The 25262-nt window shown below is 67.9% G+C and carries 29 protein-coding genes; 15 read left to right on the top strand and 14 right to left on the bottom strand.

From position 1 onward, the window contains the following. The first annotated feature begins 303 nt into the window (after positions 1 to 303). The 4 genes from ACNSN7_RS07240 (at position 304) to ACNSN7_RS07225 (ending at position 5336) form a co-directional block, all read left to right on the top strand. Entirely contained in the window at positions 304 to 1215 is a 912-nt protein-coding gene (locus tag ACNSN7_RS07240) for a 1,4-dihydroxy-2-naphthoyl-CoA synthase (RefSeq protein WP_418281602.1), read from the top strand. A gap of 128 nt (positions 1216 to 1343) precedes the next feature. Next, positions 1344 to 3248 carry an aldehyde ferredoxin oxidoreductase family protein gene (locus tag ACNSN7_RS07235; RefSeq protein WP_418281601.1) on the top strand — a complete coding sequence of 635 codons (1905 nt, stop codon included), beginning with the start codon at positions 1344 to 1346 and terminating at the stop codon, positions 3246 to 3248. Between the two features lie 97 nt (positions 3249 to 3345). Next, positions 3346 to 4254, top strand: a complete 909-nt coding sequence (pdxS, locus tag ACNSN7_RS07230) for a pyridoxal 5'-phosphate synthase lyase subunit PdxS (RefSeq protein ID WP_418281600.1) — start codon at positions 3346 to 3348, stop codon at positions 4252 to 4254. Between the two features lie 506 nt (positions 4255 to 4760). Continuing rightward, positions 4761 to 5336 (top strand): hypothetical protein, encoded by a 576-nt coding sequence (locus ACNSN7_RS07225; RefSeq protein ID WP_418281599.1) that lies wholly within the window; start codon positions 4761 to 4763, stop codon positions 5334 to 5336. A 121-nt stretch (positions 5337 to 5457) separates the two neighbouring features. Here the strand turns inward: ACNSN7_RS07225 and ACNSN7_RS07220 are convergent, their stop codons facing one another. Then, positions 5458 to 6339, bottom strand: a complete 882-nt coding sequence (locus ACNSN7_RS07220) for a homoserine kinase (protein WP_418281598.1) — start codon at positions 6337 to 6339, stop codon at positions 5458 to 5460. A 51-nt stretch (positions 6340 to 6390) separates the two neighbouring features. Next, positions 6391 to 6642, bottom strand: a complete 252-nt coding sequence (locus tag ACNSN7_RS07215) for a DUF8006 family protein (RefSeq protein WP_418281597.1) — start codon at positions 6640 to 6642, stop codon at positions 6391 to 6393. 153 nt (positions 6643 to 6795) lie between these two features. Between ACNSN7_RS07215 and ACNSN7_RS07210 the strand changes: the two genes are divergently transcribed. From ACNSN7_RS07210 to ACNSN7_RS07190, 5 genes are all read left to right on the top strand, one after another. Then, positions 6796 to 8091 (top strand): TIGR00341 family protein, encoded by a 1296-nt coding sequence (locus tag ACNSN7_RS07210; RefSeq protein WP_418281596.1) that lies wholly within the window; start codon positions 6796 to 6798, stop codon positions 8089 to 8091. 71 nt (positions 8092 to 8162) lie between these two features. After that, positions 8163 to 9149, top strand: coding sequence for a cation diffusion facilitator family transporter (locus ACNSN7_RS07205; RefSeq protein ID WP_418281595.1), 987 nt, complete (start codon positions 8163 to 8165; stop codon positions 9147 to 9149). A gap of 27 nt (positions 9150 to 9176) precedes the next feature. Further along, a complete protein-coding gene (locus ACNSN7_RS07200; protein ID WP_418281594.1) occupies positions 9177 to 10004 on the top strand; it encodes an MBL fold metallo-hydrolase in 828 nt (275 codons plus the stop codon). A 77-nt stretch (positions 10005 to 10081) separates the two neighbouring features. Next, positions 10082 to 10681 (top strand): DUF5789 family protein, encoded by a 600-nt coding sequence (locus ACNSN7_RS07195; protein WP_418281593.1) that lies wholly within the window; start codon positions 10082 to 10084, stop codon positions 10679 to 10681. Positions 10682 to 10808: 127 nt separating this feature from the next. Further along, positions 10809 to 11006: a DUF8106 domain-containing protein gene (locus tag ACNSN7_RS07190; RefSeq protein ID WP_418281592.1), complete on the top strand. Its 198-nt coding sequence runs from the start codon at positions 10809 to 10811 to the stop codon at positions 11004 to 11006. A gap of 237 nt (positions 11007 to 11243) precedes the next feature. Here the strand turns inward: ACNSN7_RS07190 and ACNSN7_RS07185 are convergent, their stop codons facing one another. Both ACNSN7_RS07185 and yqeC read right to left on the bottom strand, forming a co-directional pair. After that, positions 11244 to 11615 carry a 30S ribosomal protein S8e gene (locus ACNSN7_RS07185; protein WP_418281591.1) on the bottom strand — a complete coding sequence of 124 codons (372 nt, stop codon included), beginning with the start codon at positions 11613 to 11615 and terminating at the stop codon, positions 11244 to 11246. A 109-nt stretch (positions 11616 to 11724) separates the two neighbouring features. Beyond that, positions 11725 to 12504: a selenium cofactor biosynthesis protein YqeC gene (gene yqeC / locus ACNSN7_RS07180; RefSeq protein ID WP_418281590.1), complete on the bottom strand. Its 780-nt coding sequence runs from the start codon at positions 12502 to 12504 to the stop codon at positions 11725 to 11727. A 509-nt stretch (positions 12505 to 13013) separates the two neighbouring features. Between yqeC and ACNSN7_RS07175 the strand changes: the two genes are divergently transcribed. The 3 genes from ACNSN7_RS07175 to ACNSN7_RS07165 all read left to right on the top strand — a co-directional run bounded on the left by ACNSN7_RS07175 (position 13014) and on the right by ACNSN7_RS07165 (position 14847). Continuing rightward, a complete protein-coding gene (locus tag ACNSN7_RS07175) occupies positions 13014 to 13418 on the top strand; it encodes a DUF8159 domain-containing protein (protein ID WP_418281589.1) in 405 nt (134 codons plus the stop codon). Continuing rightward, positions 13415 to 14353 (top strand): alpha/beta hydrolase, encoded by a 939-nt coding sequence (locus ACNSN7_RS07170; RefSeq protein WP_418281588.1) that lies wholly within the window; start codon positions 13415 to 13417, stop codon positions 14351 to 14353. Before ACNSN7_RS07175 ends, ACNSN7_RS07170 begins: the two co-directional genes overlap by 4 nt. A 182-nt stretch (positions 14354 to 14535) precedes the next feature. After that, positions 14536 to 14847, top strand: a complete 312-nt coding sequence (locus ACNSN7_RS07165) for a thiamine-binding protein (protein ID WP_418281587.1) — start codon at positions 14536 to 14538, stop codon at positions 14845 to 14847. A gap of 57 nt (positions 14848 to 14904) precedes the next feature. Here ACNSN7_RS07165 and ACNSN7_RS07160 read toward each other — a convergent pair whose 3' ends face one another. The 6 genes from ACNSN7_RS07160 to ACNSN7_RS07135 form a co-directional block, all read right to left on the bottom strand. Continuing rightward, positions 14905 to 15591 (bottom strand): hypothetical protein, encoded by a 687-nt coding sequence (locus tag ACNSN7_RS07160; protein ID WP_418281586.1) that lies wholly within the window; start codon positions 15589 to 15591, stop codon positions 14905 to 14907. Between the two features lie 45 nt (positions 15592 to 15636). Then, on the bottom strand, positions 15637 to 16083 hold the full coding sequence (locus tag ACNSN7_RS07155) for a DUF7993 family protein (RefSeq protein WP_418281585.1): 447 nt from the start codon (positions 16081 to 16083) through the stop codon (positions 15637 to 15639). Between the two features lie 28 nt (positions 16084 to 16111). Next, a complete protein-coding gene (locus tag ACNSN7_RS07150) occupies positions 16112 to 16567 on the bottom strand; it encodes a DUF2240 family protein (protein ID WP_418281584.1) in 456 nt (151 codons plus the stop codon). Between the two features lie 60 nt (positions 16568 to 16627). Then, on the bottom strand, positions 16628 to 16828 hold the full coding sequence (locus tag ACNSN7_RS07145) for a dodecin (protein WP_418281583.1): 201 nt from the start codon (positions 16826 to 16828) through the stop codon (positions 16628 to 16630). 102 nt (positions 16829 to 16930) lie between these two features. Then, positions 16931 to 17266 (bottom strand): DUF7116 family protein, encoded by a 336-nt coding sequence (locus tag ACNSN7_RS07140; RefSeq protein ID WP_418281582.1) that lies wholly within the window; start codon positions 17264 to 17266, stop codon positions 16931 to 16933. Between the two features lie 72 nt (positions 17267 to 17338). Continuing rightward, positions 17339 to 19138: an acyl-CoA carboxylase subunit beta gene (locus ACNSN7_RS07135; protein WP_418281581.1), complete on the bottom strand. Its 1800-nt coding sequence runs from the start codon at positions 19136 to 19138 to the stop codon at positions 17339 to 17341. Between the two features lie 167 nt (positions 19139 to 19305). Here ACNSN7_RS07135 and ACNSN7_RS07130 point away from each other — a divergent pair, with 167 nt between their 5' ends. After that, positions 19306 to 20196, top strand: coding sequence for an NAD-dependent epimerase/dehydratase family protein (locus tag ACNSN7_RS07130; RefSeq protein WP_418281580.1), 891 nt, complete (start codon positions 19306 to 19308; stop codon positions 20194 to 20196). Between the two features lie 167 nt (positions 20197 to 20363). After that, positions 20364 to 20939 (top strand): hypothetical protein, encoded by a 576-nt coding sequence (locus ACNSN7_RS07125; RefSeq protein ID WP_418281579.1) that lies wholly within the window; start codon positions 20364 to 20366, stop codon positions 20937 to 20939. 88 nt (positions 20940 to 21027) lie between these two features. On the opposite strand, the gene ACNSN7_RS07120 is transcribed toward ACNSN7_RS07125, so the two are convergent. The 4 genes from ACNSN7_RS07120 to ACNSN7_RS07105 form a co-directional block, all read right to left on the bottom strand. Beyond that, a complete protein-coding gene (locus ACNSN7_RS07120) occupies positions 21028 to 21939 on the bottom strand; it encodes a class 1 fructose-bisphosphatase (RefSeq protein WP_418281578.1) in 912 nt (303 codons plus the stop codon). Beyond that, positions 21939 to 22742: a class I fructose-bisphosphate aldolase gene (locus ACNSN7_RS07115; protein ID WP_418281577.1), complete on the bottom strand. Its 804-nt coding sequence runs from the start codon at positions 22740 to 22742 to the stop codon at positions 21939 to 21941. The genes ACNSN7_RS07120 and ACNSN7_RS07115 overlap by 1 nt, the downstream gene beginning before the upstream one ends. 195 nt (positions 22743 to 22937) lie before the next feature. Continuing rightward, positions 22938 to 23366, bottom strand: coding sequence for a DUF5809 family protein (locus ACNSN7_RS07110; protein WP_418281576.1), 429 nt, complete (start codon positions 23364 to 23366; stop codon positions 22938 to 22940). A 36-nt stretch (positions 23367 to 23402) separates the two neighbouring features. After that, on the bottom strand, positions 23403 to 23897 hold the full coding sequence (locus tag ACNSN7_RS07105; protein WP_418281575.1) for a DUF5810 domain-containing protein: 495 nt from the start codon (positions 23895 to 23897) through the stop codon (positions 23403 to 23405). Positions 23898 to 24038: 141 nt separating this feature from the next. Here ACNSN7_RS07105 and ACNSN7_RS07100 point away from each other — a divergent pair, with 141 nt between their 5' ends. Beyond that, positions 24039 to 25262, top strand: coding sequence for a translation initiation factor IF-2 subunit gamma (locus ACNSN7_RS07100; protein ID WP_418281574.1), 1224 nt, complete (start codon positions 24039 to 24041; stop codon positions 25260 to 25262).

Below are 25262 nucleotides of genomic sequence, written 5' to 3'. Positions count from 1 at the left end.
GGGCGGTCGCCGGAACCGCTCGGCGACCGCCCCTGACTCCCTCGCACGCGCTCCTCGCGCCCGGTGGGCGCTCGGAGGCGCGCGCCACCGCACAGTTCGTTTATAAGTGGTAGTCGCCGTCGCTCACGGTTGTTTAAATGCCGCATCGCGATCGACGACCTGCAACACTCACTCCCGCTCTCGATCGCCACTGTGTCCGTTCTGATCGCGATCGGAACTGCATAATCACGCAGCGACAACCACGTAGCGACAACCACGCAGCGACTCACCCCGGTTTATAACCGACCCGTCCAAGATCCGCGTATGGTCTCGGAGATCTTCGACCCCGACGCGTGGGAGCCGGTCACCGACGAGTTCGACGACGTCACGTACCACCGCGGCGTCGACGTCCCCGTCGTTCGGATCGCCTTCGACCGACCCGAGGTCCGCAACGCGTTCCGGCCGGGAACCGTCGACGAACTGTACGCCGCCCTCGATCACGCCCGCAAGCAGGCCGACGTCGGCTGCGTCCTCCTGACCGGCAACGGTCCGTCGTCGAACGACGGCGGCTGGGCGTTCTGTTCGGGCGGCGACCAGTCGGTGCGGGGCGATTCGGGCTACGAGTACCGCGACGACGACGAGGCGGGCGAGGAGGAGGACGACCTCGTCCGCGAGGCCCGTGCGGGCCGGCTCCACGTCCTCGAAGTCCAGCGGTTGATCCGATTCATGCCCAAACCCGTCGTCGCCGTCGTGCCGGGGTGGGCGGTCGGCGGCGGGCACTCCCTGCACGTCGTCTGCGATCTCACGCTCGCGAGCGAGGAGCACGGGAAGTTCCTCCAGACCGACCCGGACGTCGCCTCCTTCGACGGCGGGTTCGGCTCCGCGTACCTCGCGAAACAGATCGGACAGAAGAAGGCCCGTGAAGTGTTCTTCAGGGGGAAGACCTACTCCGCGACGGAGGCCGAGGAGATGGGAATGGTCAACGAGGTGATCGCCCACGAGGAGCTCGAAGACGTCGCGATCGAGTGGGCCGACGAGATGACGCGGAAGTCGCCGACCGCGATGCGCATGCTCAAGTACGCGTTCAACATGGCCGACGACGGACTCGTCGGCCAACAGGTGTTCGCGGGTGAGGCGACCCGGCTCGCGTACATGACGCCCGAGGCCCAAGAGGGCCGAGACGCGTTCTTACAGAAGCGTGATCCCGACTTCCGGGAGTACCCCTGGCACTACTGAGGGACCCCAGCGACCGGTCACGGGAGCTCGAGCGATCCGATGACTCCGAGGACTCCGGTAACTCCGGGAACGTTCCGGTTCCGTGACCCGACAGCATATACGTTCGGGCGGACAACTCCCGCTCGATAATGTCCGGTCGAACGCCCGGAACCCCTCGACGAACGCACGTCCTGCGGGCCGACCTCTCGGCGGAGACCGTCGAGCGGGAACCGGTTCCGGAGCGGTGGCGTCGACGGTTCATCGGCGGCAAGGGGATCGGGGCGCGGTACCTCTACGAGGAGCTCGACGCCGGCACGGACCCGCTCGGGCCGGAGAACCTGCTGGCGTTCTGTGTCGGCCCCCTGTCCGGGTCGCTCCCGGGCGAGTCCCGCTACGCCGCGGTCACGAAGTCGCCGCTGACGGGGGTGTTCCTCGACTCGTACGCGGGCGGATCGTTCGCGAGCAGGCTCGCCGGGAGCCTCGACGACTGTCTCGCGCTGCTCGTCACGGGCGCGAGCGACGAGCCGGTCCGGATCGAGATCGAGGACGGGACCGGGACGATCGTCCCGGCGGAGACGTGGGGGGCCGACACGGTCGCGACCGCGGCCGCACACCCGGACGCGGCGGTCGCGTGCCCCGGCCCGGCGGGCGAGACGGGCGTTCGCTACGCGACGATCGCGAGCGACGGCGGCGACCACCACGCCGGGCGCGGCGGCGCGGGTGCGGTGATGGGCGCGAAGCGACTGAAAGCCGTGCTCGCGTACGGCCCCGAGGCCGAACCCCCGAACGCGACGCTCGCGGCGCTTCGCGAGGAGTACGCCGACCGCTACGCGGACGACGACACCGGACGGTGGCAGGCCGCGGGCGAGACGCTGGAGTCCGTCGACTTCGCCAACGAGGTCGGTGCGCTGGCCACGGAGGGGTGGCAGTCCGGTCGCTTCGAGGGGACCGACGACATCGGAATCGACGCCGCCAAACGGGCTTCGATGGGTCGTGAACGCCCCGACGAGGACGTTCCCGGCGGGTTCAGGGTCGAGACCGACGACGGGGAGACCGTACCACGGGGTGCCGCACCGATGACGCTCGGTGCGGGGCTCGGTGTCGACGATTTCGACGCGGTCGCGGCGCTCGGCGAACTGTGCGACCGACTCGGGATCGACGTCATCAGCGCCGGCAGCGCGGTCGCTTGGACCGTTCGGGCGAGCGAGGCCGGCGCGATCGACGCCGACGTCTCCTTCGGCGATCCGGACGCGGCACGCACGCTCATCGAGGCGATCGCGGCAGGCGATCGTAAGGATGCGGACGCGACCTCGACGGGAGACCGGAACGAGTCCAGCGTCCGGGTCGATCCGGCCGTCATCGACGCGCTTCGCGAGGGCGTCGACGCCGCGGCGAGTCGGTTCGGCTCCGACGCCATTCCGACGGTGAAATCGATGGAGCTCCCCTCCTACGACCCGCGGGCGGCGGACGGAATGGCGCTCGCGTACGCGACGAGCGATCGCGGCGGCTGTCACCGGCGCGCACGACCGATCGAGGAGGAGATATTCTCCGTGTGGGACGAGGACGACCGCGTCACCGCAGTCGTGACCGCACAGGACACTCGTTCGGTCCTCTGGAGTCTCATCGCGGACGACTTCGCGGGCGAGACGATGTGGCGCGACTTCGGCGCGACGTTCACCGCGGCGGCCGCCGAGTCGACCGGCGATCCGCTACCGACGACTCCGTCGGAGCTTCGTCGCTGTGGCGAACGGATCTGGACGCTGATCCGCCTGTTCAACGCCCGCGAGGGGACGGACCGCGACGATGACGTGCTTCCCGAGGCGCTCTCTGAGCCGATCTCGAACGGACCGTCCGCCGGCAGCCGAGTCGATCCCAGAGCGCTCGACCGGCTGCTCGACGCCTACTACCGGGTTCGCGGCTGGAGCGACGACGGGCTGCCGACGGAAGCGACCCTCGAACGGCTCGGATTGAGCGACGTCCGCGACGGGGAGACCCCGGTCGGGAGCACCGGCGAGCCGACGGCCGGAAGCCGTCCCGGAACGACCGGAGAGTAACCGCGAAACGGCGAGTTCGGCGCTCGATACCGGCCGTTTCGCGTCCCGACGCGTCCGAAAGCGACCCGTTAAGTGAGCGCCGACCCAACGGCGGTTCATGCCAGAGGCCACGGATCTGGAGGAGCTGAAGCGAGGGACTGAGCTGGTCAAACGCGGCTTCGCGCGGATGCAGAAAGGCGGCGTGATCATGGACGTCGTCACACGTGAGCAGGCGCGGATCGCGGAGGACGCGGGCGCGGTCGCGGTGATGGCGCTGGAGGCGGTCCCCGCGGACATCCGGAAGCGTGGCGGCGTCGCCCGGATGCCCGACCCAACGAACGTCACCGAGATCATCGACGAGGTGTCGATCCCGGTGATGGGGAAGTCGCGGATCGGCCACCGGAAGGAGGCGGAGATACTCGAGTCGCTCGGCGTCGACATGATCGACGAGTCCGAGGTGCTCACACCGGCCGACGACGAGTTCCACATCGACAAGCGCGATTTCACCTCGCCGTTCGTCTGCGGCGCGCGGAACCTGCCGGAGGCGCTCCGCCGGATCAACGAGGGGGCAGCGATGATCCGCACGAAGGGCGAGGCCGGCACGGGTGACGTGAACCAGGCCGTCCAACACCAGCGGACGATGAAACGCCAGATCCGCGAGCTCACCGGCCTCAACCACGAGGAGCGCGAACAGTGGGCCCGCGAGCACGGCGCGCCCCGAGACCTCGTCCACGAGACCGCCGACGTCGGCCGGCTCCCGGTCGTCAACTTCGCCGCGGGCGGGATCGCGACGCCCGCGGACGCCGCCCTCATGATGTATCACGGTTGTGACGGCATCTTCGTCGGCTCCGGCATCTTCGGCGCGGAGGACCCCGTCGAGATGGGCGAAGCGATCGTCGAGGCCGTCAACAACTGGGACGACCCCGACGAGCTCGCGGACATCTCCTCCGGGATCGGAAAGGGAATGAAGGGGCAGTCGAACGCGTCCATTCCCGATGAGGAGCGGCTCCAGGGTCGCGGCGTCTAGGTTCGTCCGCGACAGGATCGTCCGCGACAGGCTCGGTCTTCGACCGAAAGCGACGTCGATCGGACCGAACCGGCCCCGTTGTACGAGACACAGCCGACAAGTGACAGTTTACCAATAATACTGTGTCTCCAGTAAAGCGGGTTTTTCTCGAAGCTAGTTCGATATCGACAGCAAAGATCGTTCCGACATTCGATAAATGTCGAACCGACGCGGTAAGTAGCGCTTTACAATAGCCGAATCCGACGTGGGATAAATCGTTCATGTCACCCGCGTCCGATCCGCTTCGGGAACACCTCAATCCGGAGGAACCGTTGACGGCCGAATTCGCGGCCACGTTGAGCGATAATTCCCGTAAGATCCCAGTCTCCGTTGGAATTACCGATCGACGAATACTCTGTGCATCGGAGAGCGACGGGATGATCAGCGTCGGGTTCGACTCGGTCTGTGCGATTCGGAGCGACTTCCGAACGGACCGTACGTACCGGGGGTTCGATTATCGATTGCTGATGGGGTCGGGCGGAATAGTCGTACTCCTTGGACTCGTCGGCCTGGCCGGGTACACCACCTCCGCGTTCGTCCCCTTCCTCGCCGTGTTGCTCATTGGCGGGCTCGCCTCCGTGGATTACCTGTGGAGGCATCCCGACGCGGTCGACTGGTCCGTCGCCGACAAACTGAAAGAGAGCATCGAACGGATCGACGAACGGTACGGTATCCGGCGAACCAAATCTCGGATGATCGAGTACGCCGAGGAGCACCGATCGCTGCTGCTCGGCGGCGCGGTGGTCGGTCTGGTCGTGTACGTCGGCATCGTCCTGATCGCGCCGGGTGCCCTCGTCTTCCTGTTCGGGATACTGCTCGTGGGGGGGTTCACGGCGATGGATTACGCGTACGGGCATCGGGAGGACTTCGACGGCATCGAAGTCGTGCCACAGCGGCGAACCGAGATAACCATCAACACGACGGACGGCTCCACGATCTTTTTGACGAGCGATTCGGCGGACGGGATCGACCGGGAGCTCAACAGGCAGGTGTTTGCGCCGCCGTTCGCATCCGCTCGGGGCGTTTCCTTTCGTACGAACTGACGGGTCCTTTCGCGTGCACCGATGGACGCTGCAGACGGCCGTCCTTCGACGACGAACTCCGGTACGTCGCCACCGAGTTCGGTTCGACGGTTCGCTGACCAGCGGGGGTGTTCGCCCGCCGTCAGCCGTCAAGCACCGTCGCGCCCGCGCCGATCCTGGTCTGGTAGGCGCGCGCGTCGATGCCCGCATCCGCGAACGCACCGAGCATCGCGGACGCGATGGACTTTCGCCGCCCCTCACGACACACCGCGATGATCGCCGGCCCCGCCCCGCTCACCGTGACGCCGGTCGCACCCGCGTCGAACGCGGCCTGGCGGACGTCGTCGTAGCCGGTGATGAGCCGCGCTCGCTCGGGCGTGACGACCGGATCCGCCATGCCCGCGCCGACGAGCGTCGGATCCGACCGGCACATCCCGACCGCGAGCGTCGCGGCGTTGCCGACCGTCTCGACGAGGTCGGTCATCGAGGCGTGCTCAGGGACCACCCGCCGGGCGTCGCGCGTCGAGACGGCGACGTCCGGGAGACAGACGACGATCGGGACCCTCGCGTCGACGGCGTGGGTCCCGTCGGACGTCGTGATCGTGAACCCGCCTAACAGCGAGGGGGCGACGTTATCGGAGTGTGCGACGCCGGAGACGACCGCTTCGCCCTCGGCGGCGATCGGGACGAGCTCGTGTCTGGAGAGCCCGCAGTCGTAGAGTTCGTTGAGCGCGATGGCCGCGCCCGCGGCGCTGGCGGCCGAGGAGCCGAGCCCGGACGCGGGACGGACTCCCTTGTCGATGTGGATATGTGCGGGCGCGTCCAACTCGTCGACGACCGCGCCGACGGTGTTTTTCTCCGGATCCTCCGGGATGTACTGGGCCCCGACGCCAGTCACCTCGATCGTGGTCCGCTCGGCCTTTTCGACGCTGACGACGTCGGCCGGGCGGGAGAGGGCGGCTCCGAACACGTCGAAGCCACTCCCGAGGTTGGCGCTGGTCGCGGGTGCCCGTACCGTGATCATAGCGGGAGGTGGATCCGGGGACGCAAAAAGGAGATGGATCGAGCGATCGGGTTACGAGTCCGCGGTCGTCCACAGGAGCGGGCCGATGACGGCGAGCGCGATCCCGAACAGGATGTACATCGGCGGCATCGTCGTGAACGGAGCCATGAGAAAGATCGCGCCGAATCCCATCACGACCGTCGCGATCACTTTCTGGGACTTCAGCGGCACGGTACCGAGCAACGACGCGACGAACGCCAACAACAGCACGTGCCCGAGGTGATAATCGAGCAGGAACTGGTCGATGAGCAGCGGCGTGTGCATTCTTGCTCGGAGATGGGCGGGATTCGCGCTTTAAAGTTCCGCTTCGGGCGACGGGGATCGCGACGGCGTCCGTGCCCGACACGATCCCCGTGTGTCTCGTCGGAGCCGCCGCGTACCCCAAGTTTATAAATCACGTCCGGGCCATCCTCAGTCGTGCGACTCGTACAGGTGATGATCCCGGCCGGCAAGCGGGCCGCAGTGATCCGTACGCTCGACGAGGAGGGGATCGACTACGTCGTTAGCGACGAGACGAGCGGTCGAGAGTACACCGCGGTCGCGACGTTCCCGCTCCCGGTCGCCGCTGTCGAGCCGGTGCTCGGGGAGCTCCGCGACGCCGGCATCGACGAGCAGACGTACACCGTCATCGTCGACGCCACAACCGTCATCTCTCGGCGGTTCGAGCAGTTGGAAGAGACGTACGCCGAGGAGTCCGAGCGGGGCGAAGACCGGATCTCTCGACAGGAGCTACAGGCGAAGGCGACGGATCTCGTCTCGGGGATAGAGACGTACGTCCTGATGACGGTCCTGTCGGCGGTGATCGCCACCGCCGGTCTCCTCCTCGACTCGCCGGCGACGGTCGTCGGATCGATGGTGATCGCGCCGCTCATCGGTCCCGCGATGTCGGCCGCGGTCGGGACCGTCGTCGACGACCAGGAGCTGTTCCGTCGCGGCGTGCGACTACAGGCGCTCGGCGTCGCTCTCGCGATCGGTGCAGCGGCCCTCTTCGCCGCCGGACTCCGCGCGGTCAACCTCGTTCCACCGGGGCTCGACCCACTCGCGCTCGCGGAGGTCTCGGAGCGCCTCGCGCCGAACGTCCTCGTGTTGGCGGTGGCGCTCGGTGCGGGAGTCGCCGGGATCGTCTCGCTGATGACGGGCGTCTCGGCGGCGCTCGTCGGCGTGATGATCGCCGTCGCGTTGATCCCGCCGGCGGCCGCGGTCGGGATCGGGATCGCGTTCGGCATCCCTCGACTGGCGCTCGGCGCGGGCGTGCTCGTATTAGTGAACGTCCTCTCGATCAACCTCGCGGCGCTCGTGATGTTGTGGTACGAGGGGTATCGCCCCGAGCGCTGGTTCCGCGAGGACGACGCGAGGTCGGCGCTGATCACGCGAGCGGCGATCCTCGTCGCCGCCATCGCACTGCTGTCGGTGTTCCTCGGCGGCGTCACGTACGACTCGTACGTGGCGACGACGACCGAGGAGGACGTGCGAAGCGCGATCGGTGACGAGCTCGCGGCCGCCGACGGGGATCTGGATCTGATCGAGCTTCAGATCGAGCGCACGGGGAACCTGCCGCCGCGATCGACGGAGCGCGTGGTCGTCACGATCGGTGCGCCACCGGGGGCGACGATCGAGAGTATTGCGGGGAGACTCGACGCCCGCATCGAGGCGGCGACGGGCGAGAGCGTCATCGTCGAAGTGCGGCTGATGACCGTCGAACGCTCCGGGTAGGGCGCAGCACGGAACCGGCCCGCGTGGGTCCACCGGAAACGACTACCCGCATCCGGTCGTATCGTACGTTCATGTCGGCGTCGACCCGGGCCGTCGTGTACGTCTCGCTCGTTGCCAGCGCGATGATCGCTGCCGCGAAGTTCCTCGCGTACCTCGCGACCGGGAACGCGAGCATGTTGAGCCAGACGTACTACTCGCTCAGCGACGTCGGGAACCAGGTACTGTTGCTCGTCGGCTTCCGGCTGAGCGAGCGGGGCTCGAGCAGAACGCATCCGTTCGGTCGGGGCAAAGAGCAGTTCTTCTTCGCGTTCGTGGTCACCGTGCTCCTGTTCGGCGTCGCGGGCTTCGCATCCGTCCGCGAGGGGTACGCTGCGTTCGGAACGCCGCTCCGGGCGGCCGACGTTCGCATCAACTACGCCGTGCTCGGCGTCGCCCTCCTCTTCGAGACGTACGCGTTCTACAGGTCCTACCGGGCGATCGACGAGGAGTTGGAAGCGGAGGGGTTCGACGGACTGTACGGTACGTTCCGCCGGACGAAGGACGCACCCTTGATCACGGCGGCGACGGAGAACCTCGTCGCTATCGTCGGTGTCGTCGTCGCCATCGCCGGCGTGTACCTCAGCGACGTCACCGGCGATCCGATGTACGACGCGGCCGCGAGCGTGACTATCGGCGTGCTCCTCATGGTTCTCGCGCTCGCACTCGCGTGGGAGAACCGGAGCCTCATGGTCGGCGAGGGCGTGACGGGGCGACGGCGCGAGGCGTTACTCGCGGCGATCCGTGGTGTCGACGGCGTCGACGGACTCGTCGATCTCCGAACGATGCACATGGGACCGGACTCCGTACTCGTCGTCTGCGATGTCGGGTTCTCCCCCGAACTCGACACCAGGGGAGTCGAAGCGGTCGTCGACGACGTCGAGGACGCGATACGAGCGGTCGTCCCGAACGCCGACCGGATCTACGTCGAGGCGGAGTCGATCGGAGCCGATACGAACGGGGAACACGAGGCGGACGGGACGGACGAACCCGATCGCCCCGGTCCGGACCGCGGACGCTAAGGTCGTGGGCCGGAGAGATCCGTCGAGATGCGGGTCACCCTCCTCGGAACCGGCGACACGACGGGAACGCCCACGGTCGGTTGCGACTGTGCGACCTGCGTCGAGGCGCGCGAACGGGGGGTGTCGCGCTCGCGGTTCTCCGTCCACGTCGCGAACGAGCGAACCGACGAATCGCTCCTCGTCGACTTCAGCCCGGACTTCCGGTACCAGTTTCTCGAACACGACGTCCCCCTCCCTGATGCGGGTATCGTGACGCACATCCACTTCGATCACCTCGACGGGCTCGGCAACGCCTATCGGGTGTTCGACGGGTTCCCCGTCCACGCGTCCTCGGAGACGGATCCGGCGACCGACGAGAGCGTCGCCGAGACGATCCGCGGGAAGTACGACTATCTGGAGGACCGGATCGGGATCCACGCCCGCGACCCGTTCGAGCCGTTCGAGACGTGCGGGTTCGAGGTGCGGTTCGTCCCCGTCGACCACCCGCCGTTGCTCTGTTTCGGCGTCGTCATCGAGGACCCGGAGACCGGAGCGAAGCTCTCGCTGACGGGCGACACGAGCTACGCGATCCCAGATCGATCGCGGGCGGCGCTGTCCGATCCCGATCTCCTGCTCGCGGACGCCATCGTGCCGGCGTCGCTGTGTGAGCGCCATCCGATCGGCGGCCGACACGAGGGCGACGACGGCGTTCCCCGGACGTTCGGGTCGAAACACATGACTCGTGAGGGCGCGCTCGCGCTCGCCGACGAACTGAACGCGGACCGAACGCGACTCGTCCACCTCGCGCACTTCTATCCGGCCGACGAGGCGTTCGAGGAGCCGCTCGCCGTCGACGGCGAGCAGTACGAACTGTAAGTCGCGGCGTCGTTCGACCGCGACGGTCGCCGCGTGTCGACCACAGCATTAACCGATTGGATAGCGTGCGAACAAGTATGGCTGACGACAAGAGCGGTCGAGACAAACAGGCGCGTGACTCGGAGAGACGCCAGCGAGAGCGCGAGATCCGCACGGAGTTGGAGCGCGGCGACGAGACCGAGCCGCCGATCGAAACCGGGGAGCTCGCCGAGATCGAAGCGGCCGTCGAGTCGCTGTCGTTTCCGACGACCGGGGCGGAGGTCGTTGAAGCGGTCGGGGACCGAGAGATCGAGACGGATGTCCGGACGTACACCGTGGAGGACCTGGTTCCGGACGCGGACGACGAACGGTTCGGTTCCCCGGCCGCCGTCCGTACCCGGATACAGCGACCGGTGATCGCAGCGGCGATGAAGCGGATCGTGGAGGCCAGCGGAGCCCTCCCGAACACGAAGATCGGCGACTCACAGCGCACCGCCTACGAGAAGACGCTCAGGGAGCTGAAAGCGATCGACGCGGATGACGCCGACGAGGGGGTCCGGGTCGTCGCCGACTGGATCGTCGATCGGATCCGGGACGACGAGAAGCTTCCGGGGTCGCGGGCCGTCCGGCGGCAAGCGGCGGCGTTCTGTCGGGCGAACGGCTACGAGATCCGGAACGACGACTGGCTCGGGATCTGAGTCGGTCCCGGGAGCCGTCGGCGCGGTGATGAGTGATCGACGTCGGGGAGCAACTCCGACGGCGTCCGATTCCGTTGGAACGATCAGGTCAAACAAGACCCATATACGTCGAGCGACTACGGTGCCCATGAACCCGACCTCCACTCACCCGGATCGTGCGAAATCAACGCTGTTCTGTCCCGAGTGTCGCTTTGAGAGTCCGGCCGCCGCGGAGTGGCTCGCCGTGACGACCGCGACGGAACGCCGACTCGTCTGTCCCGACTGCGGAGCGGTCGTCGACAGCCGATCGCGACGCGCCTCGGCCGTCCCGCATCCGGCCGACTGAGACGGAACCGAAGCGACGGACTCACCAACGATTCTCGACTCGACGTCCCGGAACGCTGCCCGATGAGCGTCGACGTCCCGGAACGTTGCCCGATGAGCGTCGACGTCCCGGAACGTTGCCCGATGAGCGTCGACGTCCGGCATCACGACTCGCGGAACCCCGGAGAGCGGGAGACGTCACGCTCGCGTCGTCGGTCGAGTGCGGCTCCATAAAACGAACACTACCGAATCGGGCGGACTACTCGATGCGGACGGCGTTGACCTGACCGGTCTGGCCGGGACGGGAGGTGACGCGTGCGCGTCCCTCGGACGTCTCGATGACCGCGCCCTTGGTGACGATGTTCCGTCGCACGTAGTTGACGTTCGAGGGGTTCTCGACGACGTCCTCGATCTCGGCCTCGACGACCTCGCCGTCGGCGGCGACCTGTGCGACGTTCGTCGAGAGCGCGCGGACCTTCCGTTCGGTACCGCGAGAGTCGATGAACTGGATGCGCGTCTCGCCGACCGTCGTCTCTGCGGGCTCGCGGCCGAGCTGGTGGCGCTTCTTGTTCGCAGCGTGCTTCAGTCGACCGCCGGTGCGCTTGCGCGTGGAGCGTCCTTGGTCTTTCATACAGGTACGAACAGCCAGCGAATACTTGAAGCGTTCGACTCCGGTCGAGAGACGCCCTCTCACGGGACCGCCGGGTCCGCCGTCTCCGCAGAATCGTCGCGCGTAGCGATTAGCACCGAACCGTCCCGACGATCGCCGCGTCGAGCATGCGCCCGAGAACGACCTGCGGCACGTCGATCGGTCCCGGTCCGAAGTCGGGCCGGTCGCCCAGTTCGGCTCGGATCGCCTCCGCGACGTCCCGAGCGGCTCGCTCCCGCTCGTCGTCGTCGACCTTGTTGACGAGCGGGATCGCCGTCGCACCCGCGGGAACGTCCTTCAGTCCACCGTCCGGACTCGCGATCACCGCACCGACGGTCTCGGGGGAGATCGGCTGGCCGATCGCAGCATCGACGCCCGCCTCCCGAGCGGTCCGGACGACGCGCTCGGGCCGGTGAACGAGCTCGTCGGTCAGCGGTTCGCCGACGACGCCGGCGGAAACGACGGGTACGACGACGTCGACGCCGTCGGGGATCCGCGGCTCCGTCCCGTTCGGTGCCTTGAACTCGCGGAGTCGAGCCCCGTCCGCCTTTATCAGGACCGGACCGTCGTGTGCGTCGATCAGATCGTCGACGACCTCGACGTCGTACCCGCGATATCGGTCCTCGCGTTCCCGCTCGGGAACGACGCCGAGCGGGAACGCGTCGTCCGCGGCGTCGCGTACCGTTGTCACGGGGTCCGCCGTCGTTTCGACCCGAGCCACCTCATCGTCGAAGATCGGGATCCGGACCGTCGCCGTCACGACCGCCCGCTCCGTCCGTTCGGCGAGCGCGTACATCGTCGTCTTCTTGCCGCCCGCGCCGACGACCGCGACCGACGCGTCCTCGGCCCGGAACGCCTCGACTAGGTCCATGATCCGTGATTCGTGGGTGACTCCGAAAGCAGTAACGGGATCGATCCGACCCTTGGCGGGGACCGAGCCTCACGGCCCCGAATCCGGTTCTCGCCGGATCGAGCGGGATCCACGGCGGTAAAAGCGTCGGGCATCGCCATCGCGGTGTCCGACGGCAACGCGTCGATGTCGTCTCCACGGGGATCGGCTTCGTTCGCCGAGCCGACGACGCTCGTGCAGGCACCGAAACCGATGAGCGAGGGAGGAGTCACGACCGATCGACGGAGATCGGAGTTCGATATGTTCTTGTGACGACTGAAATGCCCTTCACCAAGCGTTTATCATCCTCGGTGATAATCTACGAGGTGGCCGCACGGGACAATCGTGTGCCTCTGACAGAGCCGATATCGGTCCGTCTTCATTGACGGGCCCCCCGTATGCGGCTTTCGCGCGACGCAACGTCGGACAGCGACCCGTCGCGACGACGGACACGCCGGTACCGATTTACCCCACCGCGACGACCATCGGGTATGACCGGCGACGAGTCACCGGCCGGGGTAGAGCCGACGCTTCGGACCTACGGGATCAGCGTCGAGGAGGTGGATAGCGGCGAGCCACTGGATCTGACGTACATGACCGCGTTTCCGGGCCGCGAGATCCACCGCCGTGAGATCGGACGTGCGCTCAACGCGCTCATCGACCGCGCGGAGGCCGACGTCTGGGATCCGGTTCGCGTCGAGGCGACGGTCATCCGATCGCCGGGCGACCCGCTCGGGACGTGGACCGCGGAGGGAGACTGGTTCGAGGAACTGATCGCGGGCGACGTCACCGAGACGGAGTTCTCGACGCGTGTGCTTGAAACCGTGACGCACGTCGGCGTCGAGCCCCCGTCCGAGAGCACGGAGTCGTCCGATCTCGGGGGGCCGGACTCGTGACGCGACGTCATCCCGTGAACCGTGCGCAGCGCCGAGTCAACCGGCCGCCTCGCGAGCGGTTCGCGACTCGGGATCTCACCGTCGACGTCGACGGATCACGCTGCCGCGGCACCCTGTATCTCCCGAGCGGCGACGGCGAGGACCCGCCGGTCGTCGTGATGGCACCCGGGCTCGGGGCCGAGCGAAGCTTCGGCCTCCCCGCGGTCGCCGAGCGGTTCGCGGACGCGGGATATGCCGCCTTCCTGTTCGACTATCGCGGATTCGGCGAGTCGGACGGCCGGTCACAGCTCGTCGAGCCCGCGCGTCAGCGAGCCGACTACGCTGCCGCGATCGATCGAGTCGGTCGCATCGACGACGTCAGCGACGAGCTGGTCCTGTGGGGGACGTCGCTGTCGGCCGGCCACGTCCTGACGCTCGCGGCGGAGCGGCGCGACGTCGACGCCGCGGTCGCGGTCACACCGATGCTCGACGCGCGAGCGATCGCGGTCGACCGCGGCGGACGGTATCTGGGTCGGGCGGGAACGACGGGGCTCCGCGACCTGCTCGGGCACCGCCTCGGGCGCGGGCGGTCGGTGCCCATCGTGGGCGACGCCGATGAGCTCGCCGCGATCACCGAGCCCGGAGCGAAACGGGCGTATCTGGATCTGGTCGATCGCGAGTCGACGTGGCGCAACGAGACCCCAGCGCGGTCCCTGTTGCGGCTCGTGAACTACCGGCCGGTCGAGCGGCTCGGCGAGATCCGCGCCCCGACGCTGCTTCTGGCCGGCTCCGACGACGCGATCGTTCCGGTCGACCGCGTCGTCGCCGCGGCCGAGGAACTCTCGCGCGGCACGCTCGTCACCATGCCTGCCGACCACTTCTCCGCGTTCGGCGACGACTTCGAGCCCGCAGTCGGGCATCAGCTCTCGTTTCTGCGGGATGCCCTCGACCGGTAGTGGACACCGGGAGAGTGGGATGCCCTCGACCGGTAGCGGGCACCGGGCGAGTGGGACGTCCTCGACCGGTAGTGGACACCGGGCGAGTGGGACGTCCTCGACCGGTAGTGGACACCGGGCGAGTGGGACGCCCTCGACCGGCGCGACCTCGTTTTAAGTCGCTGAGGCCCGAACGGTCGGACATGACCGTCGTTGCCCTGTTGAGCGTCGCCCCGGTGATCGAGGGAAGCATGTCCGGCGAGGTCGCCAAGGCCGTGGCCGAGCTCGACGGGTTCGACGTGAGCTACGAGACGAACCCGATGGGGACGGTGATCGAGGCCGACGACGTCGACACCCTGCTCGCTGCGGTCGGGGCCGCACACAAGGCGGTCGACGGCGACCGCGTCTCCACGTTCCTGAAGATCGACGACAAACGGGGGAGCGACGCGTCGGCGCGGGAGAAGGTCGACGCGGTCGAGGCCCACCTGGGACGCGAGGCGAAGCGGGAGCGCTGATCGGACGCCAGTGCTCCGTTTCCTCCGTTTCCTCGTCGCCGTGGACACGCCCGACGTTCACGCGGCGTCAACGATCACCTCTCCGCCCGCGTCCGCGTCGCCGGCCGGGTTGTCGACCGTGAGCTCCGCGGTCGTCGTCCGAACGACGGTGGCCTCGTCGTCTCCGCCCGACACGTCCGCACGGACCACGACGTCGAGCGTCGTCGTCGCCGTCTCGCCGCCGGCGAGGTCGGGAGCGCTCAGCGTCTCGCTCGTTACGGCGTCGCCGCGCTCGGTCGCGTCCACGCGATCGAACGCGACGGAGACGGCACCGTCGACGGCGTCGAAATCGGGCGGAGCGCGCCCGCCGTCTCCACCGCCGGCGACGCTCGTCACGTCGCCGGGCGTCGCCGTCGGCTCGTCGGCCCGGAGCGTTTCGGTGTAAACCGGATCCACGCCGGCCTCGCTACCGACCGCGAGCGAGAGCGTCACCGTCTCGACGCCCGCACCGAAGTCGGTCCACGAGACGTCGATCTCGGGCGAGAGATACACGGACTCGACGCGACCGTCGTTGCTCGTCACGGTCGGGTGCTCGCCGACCTCGAAGGCGGCGGGGTCGCCGTCGACCGCGGCCGCCGGCCCCGAGGACGCCGCGAGCGCGGCGGCCCCGGTGAGTCCGGACCCGACGAGCGCGGCGATCGAGCCGAGCAGGGAGCGTTTCGAGACCGTCGCCTCCGCATGCGAACCGAGTGGATCGTCGGCCATCTCGGGGCGAGGTGCGTCGCTATCGCGGATAAGGGATCGGGGCGGTCACGCCGCCTCGAAGGCGGACAGAACCCGCTTCACCGCTGCGCCGTCCTCGACGAACACGATCGTCCGCGGCGGCCTGACGGCTTTCGGTCGGACGCGCAGGTCGCTGTCGCGGGCGACGTCAGCGACGACGTCCGCGGCGACGACGAACTCGACGCGGACGCGATCGGGCTGGACGTACACCGCCGCGATCCGCTCGGTCCGGTCTTCGCTCCCCGCAGCACCGACCGTCTCCGCGTCGTACTCGTCGTTCCCCGCACCGCGTTCGGTCTCGCCGTTTCCCGCACCACGAACGACCGTGTACGCGAGCGCACCGTCGGCCGTCGGTTCGACGTCGGGATCGGCGTCAGCCAGTCGGAGATCGCGAAGTCGGCCGCGATCGCCGGTGATCTCGGACGCGAGCAGTTGGGCGATCCGGCGGCCGTCCGAGAGCCGATCATCGACCATCAGTCGGCACCCCGCGAGCGGACCGCAGTCATCGGTCGGCCTCCGCGAGGTCCGCTCGCACGTCGGCCGCGAGGTGGTCGACCGAGGCCCCGTGCTCTTTCGCGTACAGCACTGCGGCGGCCTCGATCGTGATCGCGAGCGCGCGCTGTCGCTCGTTGATGCCGGCGACGGCTCGCTGTTTCTCGACGCCCGCGGCGACGATCGCGTCGAGCGCGGTCTCGAACGTCGACTGCTCACGAAGGATCGACTCGTCCGGAGTGAACCCTTCGGGAACGGCGACGTCGTCCGGATCGAACTCGGCGACGAGGTCGCCGTCCACCTCCGAGAGGAGACCACGACCGACGGCGACGTCGACGAGGCGCTTCGCCTGATCCGGTGAGAACCAGTCCCGTTCGAGCGAGAGTTCGACGACGAACTCCCCCTCTCCGAGCCGATCCTTCGCGCTGTATTTAAAAGGGGTGGCGACGGCGACCTCCAGGCTCATACCCGAGCGAGAGTGGGGGAGCGCCGGTAAACCTACCGGACCTCGACGACCCGATTCCGCTCAGTCGACCAGCTCGAAGGCGACTTCCACTTCCGCCTGGTACTCGCGTTCCGGTGCGTTCTTCACTTCGACGCCGAACTCCTGTATCTCCGCCCAGTAGACGTTCTCGAGGGTGTCCTCGGCGCGGTCGATCGCGTCGTCTGCGGCGTCGTCGAAGCTCTCGGTGCTCGTTCCGACCAGAGTGATCTTCTTGAAGACCATGTCACCTGATGGTTGTGCTCACTGACATATAAAAGCAGGCGACGGGATCCGACACAGCCATGGTGATCCCCGTTCGGTCCAGCCGCCTCCCCGGTTCCCTCGTTAGGGACTACCGGGCGCGCCTTCCATCACGGCGAAGTCGTCGCCGCCGACGCCGATCACCGCCCAGTCGTACGGCGGCTTCAGCGAGACCAGTCGGTCGCGGAGATCGGACGCGCTCTCGTGCCACGTGACGAAACACCGGAGCCGCGGTGTCTCCCCACCGTCCGCCAGATACGGACCGAGGTCGTCGACGCCCTCGGCACACAGCGCCGTGACGAGTACGCGACGCCACTTCCGCTCGGCGACGAACTCACGCCCGTCCCCGGTAACGGTGTATCCTAGTTCGCGAAAAACGTCTCTGGCCTCCGTCGTCGGTGGAATGCTCGCAGGGGCCATCTGTTCGCAGATTGGTCGCCATCCGTGATAAACCTTCTCACGGTTTCGGAGCGCTGACGGACGATCGGGACGTCACAGGACCGTCCCGTGTTTCTTCTCCGGGAGGTCCTTCGTCACGTCCGCGTAGAACGCGAATCGGGCAGCCAGTTCCTCGCGGAGGGTCGACGGGGGAACGATCTCGTCGATGACGACCTCGCTGGCCATCCGGTGGACGTCGATGTCGCGACGGTACTCCGTTCGGAGTCGCTCTTCGGTCGCCGCGCGCTCTGCGGGGTCGTCGATGTCGGCGAGCTTGCGCGCGTACACGGCGTTGATCGCGGCCTCCGGTCCCATGATCCCGATCTCGCCGGAGGGGAGCCCGATGACGCTCTCGGGGTCGTAGGCGGGACCACCCATCGCGTAGATCCCCGCGCCGTACGCCTTTCGGACGACGACGGTCTGTTTCGGCACCGTCGCCGACGAGGTGGCGTAGATCATCTTCTTGCCCTTCTCCAAGATGGCGTCCTTTTCGACCCGTGAGCCGGCCATGAAGCCGGGCGTGTCACAGAGGTACAGGAGGGGGATCTCGTAGGCGTCACACGTCCAGATGAACTCCGCCGCCTTCTCGGCGGCGTCGGGGAAGATCGCACCCGAGCGCGCCGTCGGCTGATTGGCGACGACGCCGACCGGCCGACCGTCGATCCGACAGAACGCCGTGACGATCTCCGGGCCGTACCTCGCTTTTAACTCGAGGACCGACTCCGCGTCCGCGATCCGGGCGAGCAGGTCTCGGACGTCGTACGGACGGTTGGGGGACTCCGGGATCAGTTCGTCGATCCCCTCGGGGGAGAGCTCCGGCGGTTTCGTCTCGGCGTGCGGGGGTTTCTCCCCCGCCGCATCGGGGAGATAGCCGATCAGGTCGGCGACCAGCTCGCGAGCGTGCGCCTCGTCGCGCGCGACCAGGTCCGCGGAGCCGGAGTGCTCCGCGTGGATCCGCGGTCCGCCCAGATCCGCCATCTCGATCTCCTCGCCGGTGACCATCTTCACCATGCGCGGCGAGGCGATCGCCATCGCCGACATCCCCTCGACCATCACGGTGAAGTCGGCGAAGACCGGCGTGTACGCCGCACCGGCGATACACGGCCCGTAGAGGACACAGATCTGCGGTACCGCCCCCGACAGCATCGAGTGGTTGTAGTAGTACTTACCGATCCCCTCGCGGTTGGCGAAAAAGCCCGACTGCTGGTCGATCCGCCCGCCCGAGGAGTCCATCAAGTAGAGCACGGGCTTGCCGGTCTTCAGCGCGCGCTCCTGCATACGGAGAAACTTTTCGACGCCCTTTGCCGCCATCGACCCCGCCTTCACGGTGAAGTCGTTGGCCATGAAGTGGACGTCGCGTCCCTCGAACTCGGCGGCTCCCGTGATCAGGCCGTCCGCGGGAACCCGGTCGCCCTCGTCGTATTCGTCGCCGTTCGGCGCGTCCGGGTGCCAGTCGTCGAACGCGGCGAACTTCCCGTCCTCGAAGTGAAGGCCGGTCGGACCGCCGTCGGCGGCGTCCGCGTCGCCCGCACCACGCGTCCCCCCCTCCCCGCCGAACCAGCGGTCGAGTCGATCGCGGACGAACAGCTTCCCCTGTTCGGGCAGGCGCTCGCGGTACTTCGCCGGACCGCCCTGCAGGATGTCGTCGATCTCCGCTCGGAGGTCGCGTTCGCGGTCCGTCGGTCCGAGGTCGTCGTCGAGCGGGTACTCGGTCTCGGGTGGCTCCGCGCTCGCGGCCGGCTCGTCGTCGTCTCCGACGTGGACGTCGACGTCGACACCGAGGTGTTCCGCGAGCGACCGCGCGATCGCCTCGGCCTCCTCGGGCGTCGCCGCCGCGCCGACGTGGACCTTCATACGGGCAAGATTTGCGGACGATCCTAAACAGTTTTCCATGCGAATACGGGAACGTGTCGATCGACCATCGGCGAGACACCACCGTCGAGACACCACCGTCGAACCGGCCTCGACCGTGCACATCGGCGGGGGACACCCCTTATAAGATCGACGACGAACCCGATTCCATGACCGTTCTGCTCACCGGCGCACACGGCACCGTCGGCACCGCGGTGACCGCGAACTCGGAGTACGACTACGTCCTGCTCGATCGCGAGTCGGCCCCCAACGAGTTCGGTGACGGGACGCCACACCCGCACCGCGACCGCGCGACGGTCGTCGTCGACGTCGGCGACGGGTCCGCGGTCGAGGACCTCACGCGGGTGATGCGCGATCGTGACGTCGACGCCGTCGTGCATCTCGCCGGGGATCCGAGTGTGGCGGCGACCTACGAGAGCGTCGAGGTGAACAACGTCCGGGGAACGCGAAACGTGCTGGAGGCCGCCTCGATCGCCGACGTCGACACGGTCGTGTTCGCCTCCTCGAACCACGTCGTCGGGATGTACGAGACGGAGCACGCGCCCGAACTGTACGGTCCCGACGACGACCTCGTGGTCACTCACGAGTGCCCGATCCGGCCGGACTCGGACTACGGAGCGTCGAAGGCGGCGGGCGAGGCGTGGTGTCGGCTGTACGCGGAGCGAGCGGGTATCGACTGCTACGCGCTCCGTATCGGGTCGGTTCGGGAGCCGGGAGACGACCATCCGTTCGGCGACGCCGAGCGCGCGGTCGAGCGCGGGGAGTGCGAGCGCGGCGACGACGCGTACGAGGAGGCGGTCGCGCGGATGCGGTGTACGTGGCTCTCGCGACGCGACTGCGCCGCGCTCGTCGACCGGTGTCTCGACGACGGACGGGGAGCGAACGGGGAGCGGACCGACACCGTCGCGGGAGGAGCGTTCGAGATCTTCTACGGGATCAGCGACAACCCGCACTCGTGGTTCGATATCGAGCGCGCCCGCGAGCGAATCGGCTACGATCCGGTCGACTCCGGAGCGGCGATGGCGTCGCCGCCGGAGTGAGTCGTCGCTCCGAGCTGAGTCGTCGCTCCCGAACTGAGCCGCGTTCGACGACCGTGTCGGATCCGGGTCGGAGCGCGGACACGTCGGAGGGAGACCAGCCGTACGAAGGGTTATGCCCTCTGCGAGCCTACTTGAAGGCTTCATCTACCGGAGATGAGAGCAAACCCATGAGTAGCGACAACCGACAACCCAAACGGCGTACCGTACTGAAAGCGCTCGGCTCCGGGCTGATCGTGAGTTCGATGGCAGGTTCCGTGAGTGCGCGGAGCGACGCACTTGCACGGGAGCTCAACGACGTCCGCGAGGCGACTCGGCCATATCGCGACGTCGCGACCGCCCGATCGGACGGGTACGATGGACAGATCTCTCCGTACGTCCCGGGCATGGGGTTCCACTTCATCGATCCCGGCCGTATCGCGTCAGACGCGTCGGAGCACGTGGACGTCACGAATCCCCCGATACTCGTGTACGTCCCGACCGGAAGCTACAGGCCGGGGCCCGGAGACGTCCACGACCGGGAGCGTGACGACGACCTCCGACTCGCAGCCGTCGAGTTCGCCCACTTCGAGACCGGCGTCCCGGGGAACTACTTCTCCGACGAGACGTCGACTCGCTCCCTCGAAACGACGGAGTCGGAGGGGTGGGGACCGATCCCCGACACGCCACTCCACGCGCTTCACGTGTGGGTCCACCGGAACAATCCCGACGGCGTGTTCCACCCGACGAACCGGACGGTTGCGTGAGCGGATCGAGCGTCCGAACGCGACGCACCCCCGGCGGTCACCTCGTGACGCCGACCGTCACGGGAGCGAGTGTTCACTCCCGAACCGATCAATCCAGCGCCGCTTCGAGCCGCTCGATCGGGCCGTCGTTGCCGACGTAGAGGGGGACACGGTCGTGGAGCCCCTCGGGGTCGACGTCGAGGATCGAGTCGGAGCCGTCCGACGAGGAGCCGCCCGTGCGCTCGATCACGTACGCGATCGGGTTCGCCTCGAACTGGAGACGGAGCTTCCCGTCCGGCGCGTCGACGAGGGCCGGATACGCGAACACGCCGCCGTACGTCACCACCTGATTCACGTCACCGACCATCGCGCCGCCGTAGCGAAGCTTCAGTTCGCCCTCGATCTCGCGGGCGTACTCGCGGAACGCGTCGGGCCAGTCGGGAACCCGTCCGCCGAAGCCGTACACGGTCGGCTCGTCCGGGAGCGCCAGGTCGTCGATCACGACGGATCGTGAGACGCCGTTCGCGGCGTCGTCGTCGCGTTCGACGACCTCCTCGCGGACGCCGGACTCGTCGGCGACGACCATCGTCGTGATCGGGCCGTACAGCACGTATCCGGCGGCGACGAGATCGCGGCCGGGGGCGGGAAGCGGCGCGTCGTACACGCCGACGACGGTCCCCATCGCGTTGTTCGATCGGAGGTTCGAGGAGCCGTCGAGGGGGTCGATCGCGACCGCGTACGCGTCGTCGCCGACCGTTCCGCCCACGTCGAGCGCCTCGGCTCGCTCCTCGCTGACGAAGGAGCCGACGCCGTCGACGTCGCCGAGCGCCTCGGCGAGGAGTTCGTCGGCGTACACGTCGCCGGCCATCACCGTCTCGCCGGATGGGTTCTCCGTCCCGCTCTCGACGCGTCGGCCGGGCAAGGCGTCGCGGATCCGCGGGGCGGTCGCGGCGACCGCGTCGAATATCTCCTCGACCGTCGGGTCGGGAGCCGAACCGTGACCGGGATCGGCCTCGACCATCAGTCCGAGCTCTCGGCGATCGCGAGCGCTTCCGCCGGGTCGACCTCCTGAAAGACGACCGCCTCCAAGGCGTCGAGGATGCGCTCCGGATCGTCGCGCTGGAACACGTTCCGGCCGACCGCGAGTCCCGTCGCGCCGGCGTCGATCGCGTCGGCGACGTTCTGCAGGAACGCCTTGTCGTCGCGCATCGTTCCGCCGGACATGACCACCTTCGTGGGACCCGCCATCTCGACGGCCTTTCCCATTCCCTCGGCGGAGCCGGGGTACTTCACCTTCACGACGTCCGCGCCGAGCTCCAGCCCGAGCCGGGCGGCGTACGAGATCGTGTCCGAGCTCGTGTCGTTTTTGACGCCCTGTCCGCGAGGGTACGACCACATGACGACGGCCATCTCGTGTTCGCGGGCCGCCTCCTGAGCCTGCCGGAACTCCTCGGCCATCTCGACCTCGTGGTTCGAGCCGCCGTAGAGGGTGAAGCCGATCGCGTCCGCGCCCAGGCCGGCCGCGTACTCCGCCGTGCAGTTGACGGGACTGTCCGGCTCGCCCATCCAGAGGTTCGAGGTGCCGTTGAGCTTCAACAGGAGGTTGACGTCGTCGGCGTATTTCGGGTAGTACGCCTCGGCGATCCCCTTCTGAACGGCCAGTGCGGTCACCGCGTCGTGCGTTGCCAACTCGAACAGCCGTTCGGGGTCGGCGGTCTCGGGGTTCGGCTCGAAGTCGACCGGTCCGTGTTCGAGTCCGTGATCGTACGCGAGGATCAGCGTCTTCCCGTCCCGCGAGATCGCGTCGTCTGCGTGTGGCATCATCGGTTCGTACCTCCGGTTACACGTACAAAAAATACAGTGGTCATCCGCAGAAGTTGTGCGAGATATCCCCGCCGTAACGCCGTCTCTTCGGAAGATACGTCCACGCGGTCGTGTAATAAAATTACTACACGAATAGTGAATGTGTGGCGCAGCGACGAGCGTGATCGGTCGGCGACGAAGTCGATCGCGTGAATATCAACGATAGAACTCGTCGCGATACACTCGTCCGAACGCGTTCCGTCGCAGGGTGCCGACGGCCGCCTCCGGTTCGTCCTGGAACGTGGTCGCTATCACGGCGTCCGCGAACGGGACCGCGTGCCACGCGACCCGGTCGACGTGCTCGGAGCCGAGTCGGACGACGTCGGACTCCGCGAACCCGCTTTCGGCGAGCCAGTCTTCGAACTCCGAGCGGTCGCCGACGTGGACCGCGAGTAGCTCGGCGAAGATGGCGTCACGAGCCGTCTCGATCACTTCCGGTCGAACGCGCTCGTCGTACTCGTCGGCGTCGAACTCCATGGCCTTCGTCGTCTCGCGGACCACGACGCGGGCCGCGGGACCGGCGTCCTCGTAGCGTTCGAGCGCCTCGGCTCGTGTCGTCGGGGCGAACGCTCCCTTCGTGTGCATGTGCGACGGTTGCCGGCCGACTGAAAAGGGCTTGCGCTACGTCCGCGCGTCGTCCCCGTCGCGGTCATCGCTCCCGTCCTCGTCGCGGTCATCGCTTCCGTCGTCTCCGTTGGGGTCATCGCTTCCGTCGTCTCCGTCGGCGTACATCTCCCGGGTGAGCGCTCTCGCCTCGCGGATCGCGGCCGCCGCGTCCGGATCGATTCCGGTCGCCGCGTCGTCGTCGACCGGAGCCCGCGTTCCGCCGTGATCGTGGCCGGCGTGTCCACCGTGATCGTGGCCGGCGTGTCCGCCCACGTCGGGTCGACCCCGATCGACGGTGTCGTCGAACACCTCGGCGTACTCGGTCTCCGCGGCGTGATCGACGACCGCGCTCGCGAGCCCCTCGGGGTCCTGCTCGCCCCAGTCCGGGGCGTGCGCGTCGAGCCACGCCTCGTGGTCGTCGCCGTGGATCATCGCCGTGAACGCGAGGTGGTGTGCGAGGTGTTCGCCGTCGCGTTGCGGGGTCGCACACACGGGGCAGGCGTATCCCATCTCGTCACCGAATACGCTCGTGGAACCTAAATCGGCGTCGACTCGCCCGTTTCGATGCCGACGTCGCGCCACGAGAACAGCAACTTTATCACTCGCACGGGGCGAAATTCGCACAAGACTACTCCCTTAGGAGGCCCAACAGTGACCCAATCCAACACACAACCGGAGGTGAACATCGGTCTCGTCGGTCACGTCGACCACGGGAAGACGACGCTCGTGCAGGCGTTGTCCGGCTCGTGGACCGACCAGCACAGCGAGGAGATGAAACGCGGGATCTCCATTCGACTCGGATACGCGGACGCGACGTTCCGTCGCTGTCCCGGCGTCGACGGGCCCGAGCGGTACACCGTCGAGGAGGAGTGCGCGGACGGTTCGCCGAGCGAACCCCTACGAACGGTGTCGTTCGTCGACGCCCCCGGCCACGAGACGCTGATGGCGACGATGCTCTCCGGTGCATCGATCATGGACGGGGCGGTGCTCGTCGTGAGCGCCACCGAGGACGTCCCGCAGGCGCAGACGGAAGAGCACCTGATGGCGCTCGATCTCATCGGGATCGAGAACATCGTGATCGCACAGAACAAAGTCGACCTCGTCGACCGCGACCGCGCGGTCGACAACTACCGACAGATCCAGGAGTTCGTCGAGGACACCGTCGCGGAGGACGCACCGATCGTCCCCGTCTCCGCCCAACAGGAGGTCAACATAGATCTCCTCATCGATGCGATCCAGACGGAGATCCCGACGCCGGAGCGCGACCCGGACGAGGACGCGCGGATGTACGCGGCCCGCTCGTTCGACATCAACCGTCCGGGCGCGACCGCCGACGAGATAAAGGGCGGCGTCGTCGGCGGCTCGCTCGTGCAGGGCGAACTGGCGATCGACGACGGACTGGAGATCCGGCCCGGGCGACAGGTCGAAGAGGAGGGACAGACCGAGTGGCGGCCGCTCGAAACCACCGTTCGGTCGCTTCAGGCCGGCAACAACCAGGTCGAGGTCGCCACGCCGGGCGGGCTGCTCGGCGTGGGGACCGGACTCGACCCGAGCCTGACCAAGGGCGACGCGCTCGCCGGACAGGTCGCGGGCGAGCCCGGAACGCTCCCGCCGACCCGACACTCCTTCGAGATGCAAGTCGATCTGCTCGATCGGGTCGTCGGCGAGGGAGACGTCGAGGAGATATCCACCGGCGAGCCCCTGATGCTCACGGTCGGGACCGCGACCACGGTCGGCGCGGTGACGAGCGCGCGCGAGGGCGAGTGCGAGGTGAGCCTCAAGCGACCGGTGTGTGCCGAGGAGGGTGCACAGATCGCGATCAACCGCCGCGTCGGCGCGCGCTGGCGGCTCATCGGCGTCGGGACGCTGTCGTAG

This window comes from Halorubrum rarum (assembly GCF_048380895.1).
Classification (GTDB): domain Archaea; phylum Halobacteriota; class Halobacteria; order Halobacteriales; family Haloferacaceae; genus Halorubrum.
Note: the sequence above shows the minus strand (reverse complement) of the source record. Positions and strands in the feature narration are given on the sequence as shown.

What these genes read in the sequence shown, in the direction of transcription:
- ACNSN7_RS07205 (WP_418281595.1), top strand. Translation starts at nt 8,163, where the DNA reads ATGTCGGCGTCGACCCGGGCCGTCGTGTACGTCTCGCTCGTTGCCAGC.
- ACNSN7_RS07225 (WP_418281599.1), top strand. Translation starts at nt 4,761, where the DNA reads ATGGGGTCGGGCGGAATAGTCGTACTCCTTGGACTCGTCGGCCTGGCC.
- ACNSN7_RS07195 (WP_418281593.1), top strand. Translation starts at nt 10,082, where the DNA reads ATGGCTGACGACAAGAGCGGTCGAGACAAACAGGCGCGTGACTCGGAG.
- ACNSN7_RS07105 (WP_418281575.1), bottom strand. Translation starts at nt 23,897, where the DNA reads ATGGGATACGCCTGCCCCGTGTGTGCGACCCCGCAACGCGACGGCGAA.
- ACNSN7_RS07125 (WP_418281579.1), top strand. Translation starts at nt 20,364, where the DNA reads ATGAGTAGCGACAACCGACAACCCAAACGGCGTACCGTACTGAAAGCG.
- ACNSN7_RS07110 (WP_418281576.1), bottom strand. Translation starts at nt 23,366, where the DNA reads ATGCACACGAAGGGAGCGTTCGCCCCGACGACACGAGCCGAGGCGCTC.
- ACNSN7_RS07200 (WP_418281594.1), top strand. Translation starts at nt 9,177, where the DNA reads ATGCGGGTCACCCTCCTCGGAACCGGCGACACGACGGGAACGCCCACG.
- ACNSN7_RS07155 (WP_418281585.1), bottom strand. Translation starts at nt 16,083, where the DNA reads ATGGTCGATGATCGGCTCTCGGACGGCCGCCGGATCGCCCAACTGCTC.
- ACNSN7_RS07135 (WP_418281581.1), bottom strand. Translation starts at nt 19,138, where the DNA reads ATGAAGGTCCACGTCGGCGCGGCGGCGACGCCCGAGGAGGCCGAGGCG.
- ACNSN7_RS07145 (WP_418281583.1), bottom strand. Translation starts at nt 16,828, where the DNA reads ATGGTCTTCAAGAAGATCACTCTGGTCGGAACGAGCACCGAGAGCTTC.
- ACNSN7_RS07235 (WP_418281601.1), top strand. Translation starts at nt 1,344, where the DNA reads ATGTCCGGTCGAACGCCCGGAACCCCTCGACGAACGCACGTCCTGCGG.
- ACNSN7_RS07215 (WP_418281597.1), bottom strand. Translation starts at nt 6,642, where the DNA reads ATGCACACGCCGCTGCTCATCGACCAGTTCCTGCTCGATTATCACCTC.
- ACNSN7_RS07185 (WP_418281591.1), bottom strand. Translation starts at nt 11,615, where the DNA reads ATGAAAGACCAAGGACGCTCCACGCGCAAGCGCACCGGCGGTCGACTG.
- ACNSN7_RS07165 (WP_418281587.1), top strand. Translation starts at nt 14,536, where the DNA reads ATGACCGTCGTTGCCCTGTTGAGCGTCGCCCCGGTGATCGAGGGAAGC.
- ACNSN7_RS07120 (WP_418281578.1), bottom strand. Translation starts at nt 21,939, where the DNA reads ATGGTCGAGGCCGATCCCGGTCACGGTTCGGCTCCCGACCCGACGGTC.
- ACNSN7_RS07220 (WP_418281598.1), bottom strand. Translation starts at nt 6,339, where the DNA reads ATGATCACGGTACGGGCACCCGCGACCAGCGCCAACCTCGGGAGTGGC.
- yqeC (WP_418281590.1), bottom strand. Translation starts at nt 12,504, where the DNA reads ATGGACCTAGTCGAGGCGTTCCGGGCCGAGGACGCGTCGGTCGCGGTC.
- ACNSN7_RS07175 (WP_418281589.1), top strand. Translation starts at nt 13,014, where the DNA reads ATGACCGGCGACGAGTCACCGGCCGGGGTAGAGCCGACGCTTCGGACC.
- pdxS (WP_418281600.1), top strand. Translation starts at nt 3,346, where the DNA reads ATGCCAGAGGCCACGGATCTGGAGGAGCTGAAGCGAGGGACTGAGCTG.
- ACNSN7_RS07115 (WP_418281577.1), bottom strand. Translation starts at nt 22,742, where the DNA reads ATGATGCCACACGCAGACGACGCGATCTCGCGGGACGGGAAGACGCTG.
- ACNSN7_RS07150 (WP_418281584.1), bottom strand. Translation starts at nt 16,567, where the DNA reads ATGAGCCTGGAGGTCGCCGTCGCCACCCCTTTTAAATACAGCGCGAAG.
- ACNSN7_RS07160 (WP_418281586.1), bottom strand. Translation starts at nt 15,591, where the DNA reads ATGGCCGACGATCCACTCGGTTCGCATGCGGAGGCGACGGTCTCGAAA.
- ACNSN7_RS07130 (WP_418281580.1), top strand. Translation starts at nt 19,306, where the DNA reads ATGACCGTTCTGCTCACCGGCGCACACGGCACCGTCGGCACCGCGGTG.
- ACNSN7_RS07240 (WP_418281602.1), top strand. Translation starts at nt 304, where the DNA reads ATGGTCTCGGAGATCTTCGACCCCGACGCGTGGGAGCCGGTCACCGAC.
- ACNSN7_RS07140 (WP_418281582.1), bottom strand. Translation starts at nt 17,266, where the DNA reads ATGGCCCCTGCGAGCATTCCACCGACGACGGAGGCCAGAGACGTTTTT.
- ACNSN7_RS07190 (WP_418281592.1), top strand. Translation starts at nt 10,809, where the DNA reads ATGAACCCGACCTCCACTCACCCGGATCGTGCGAAATCAACGCTGTTC.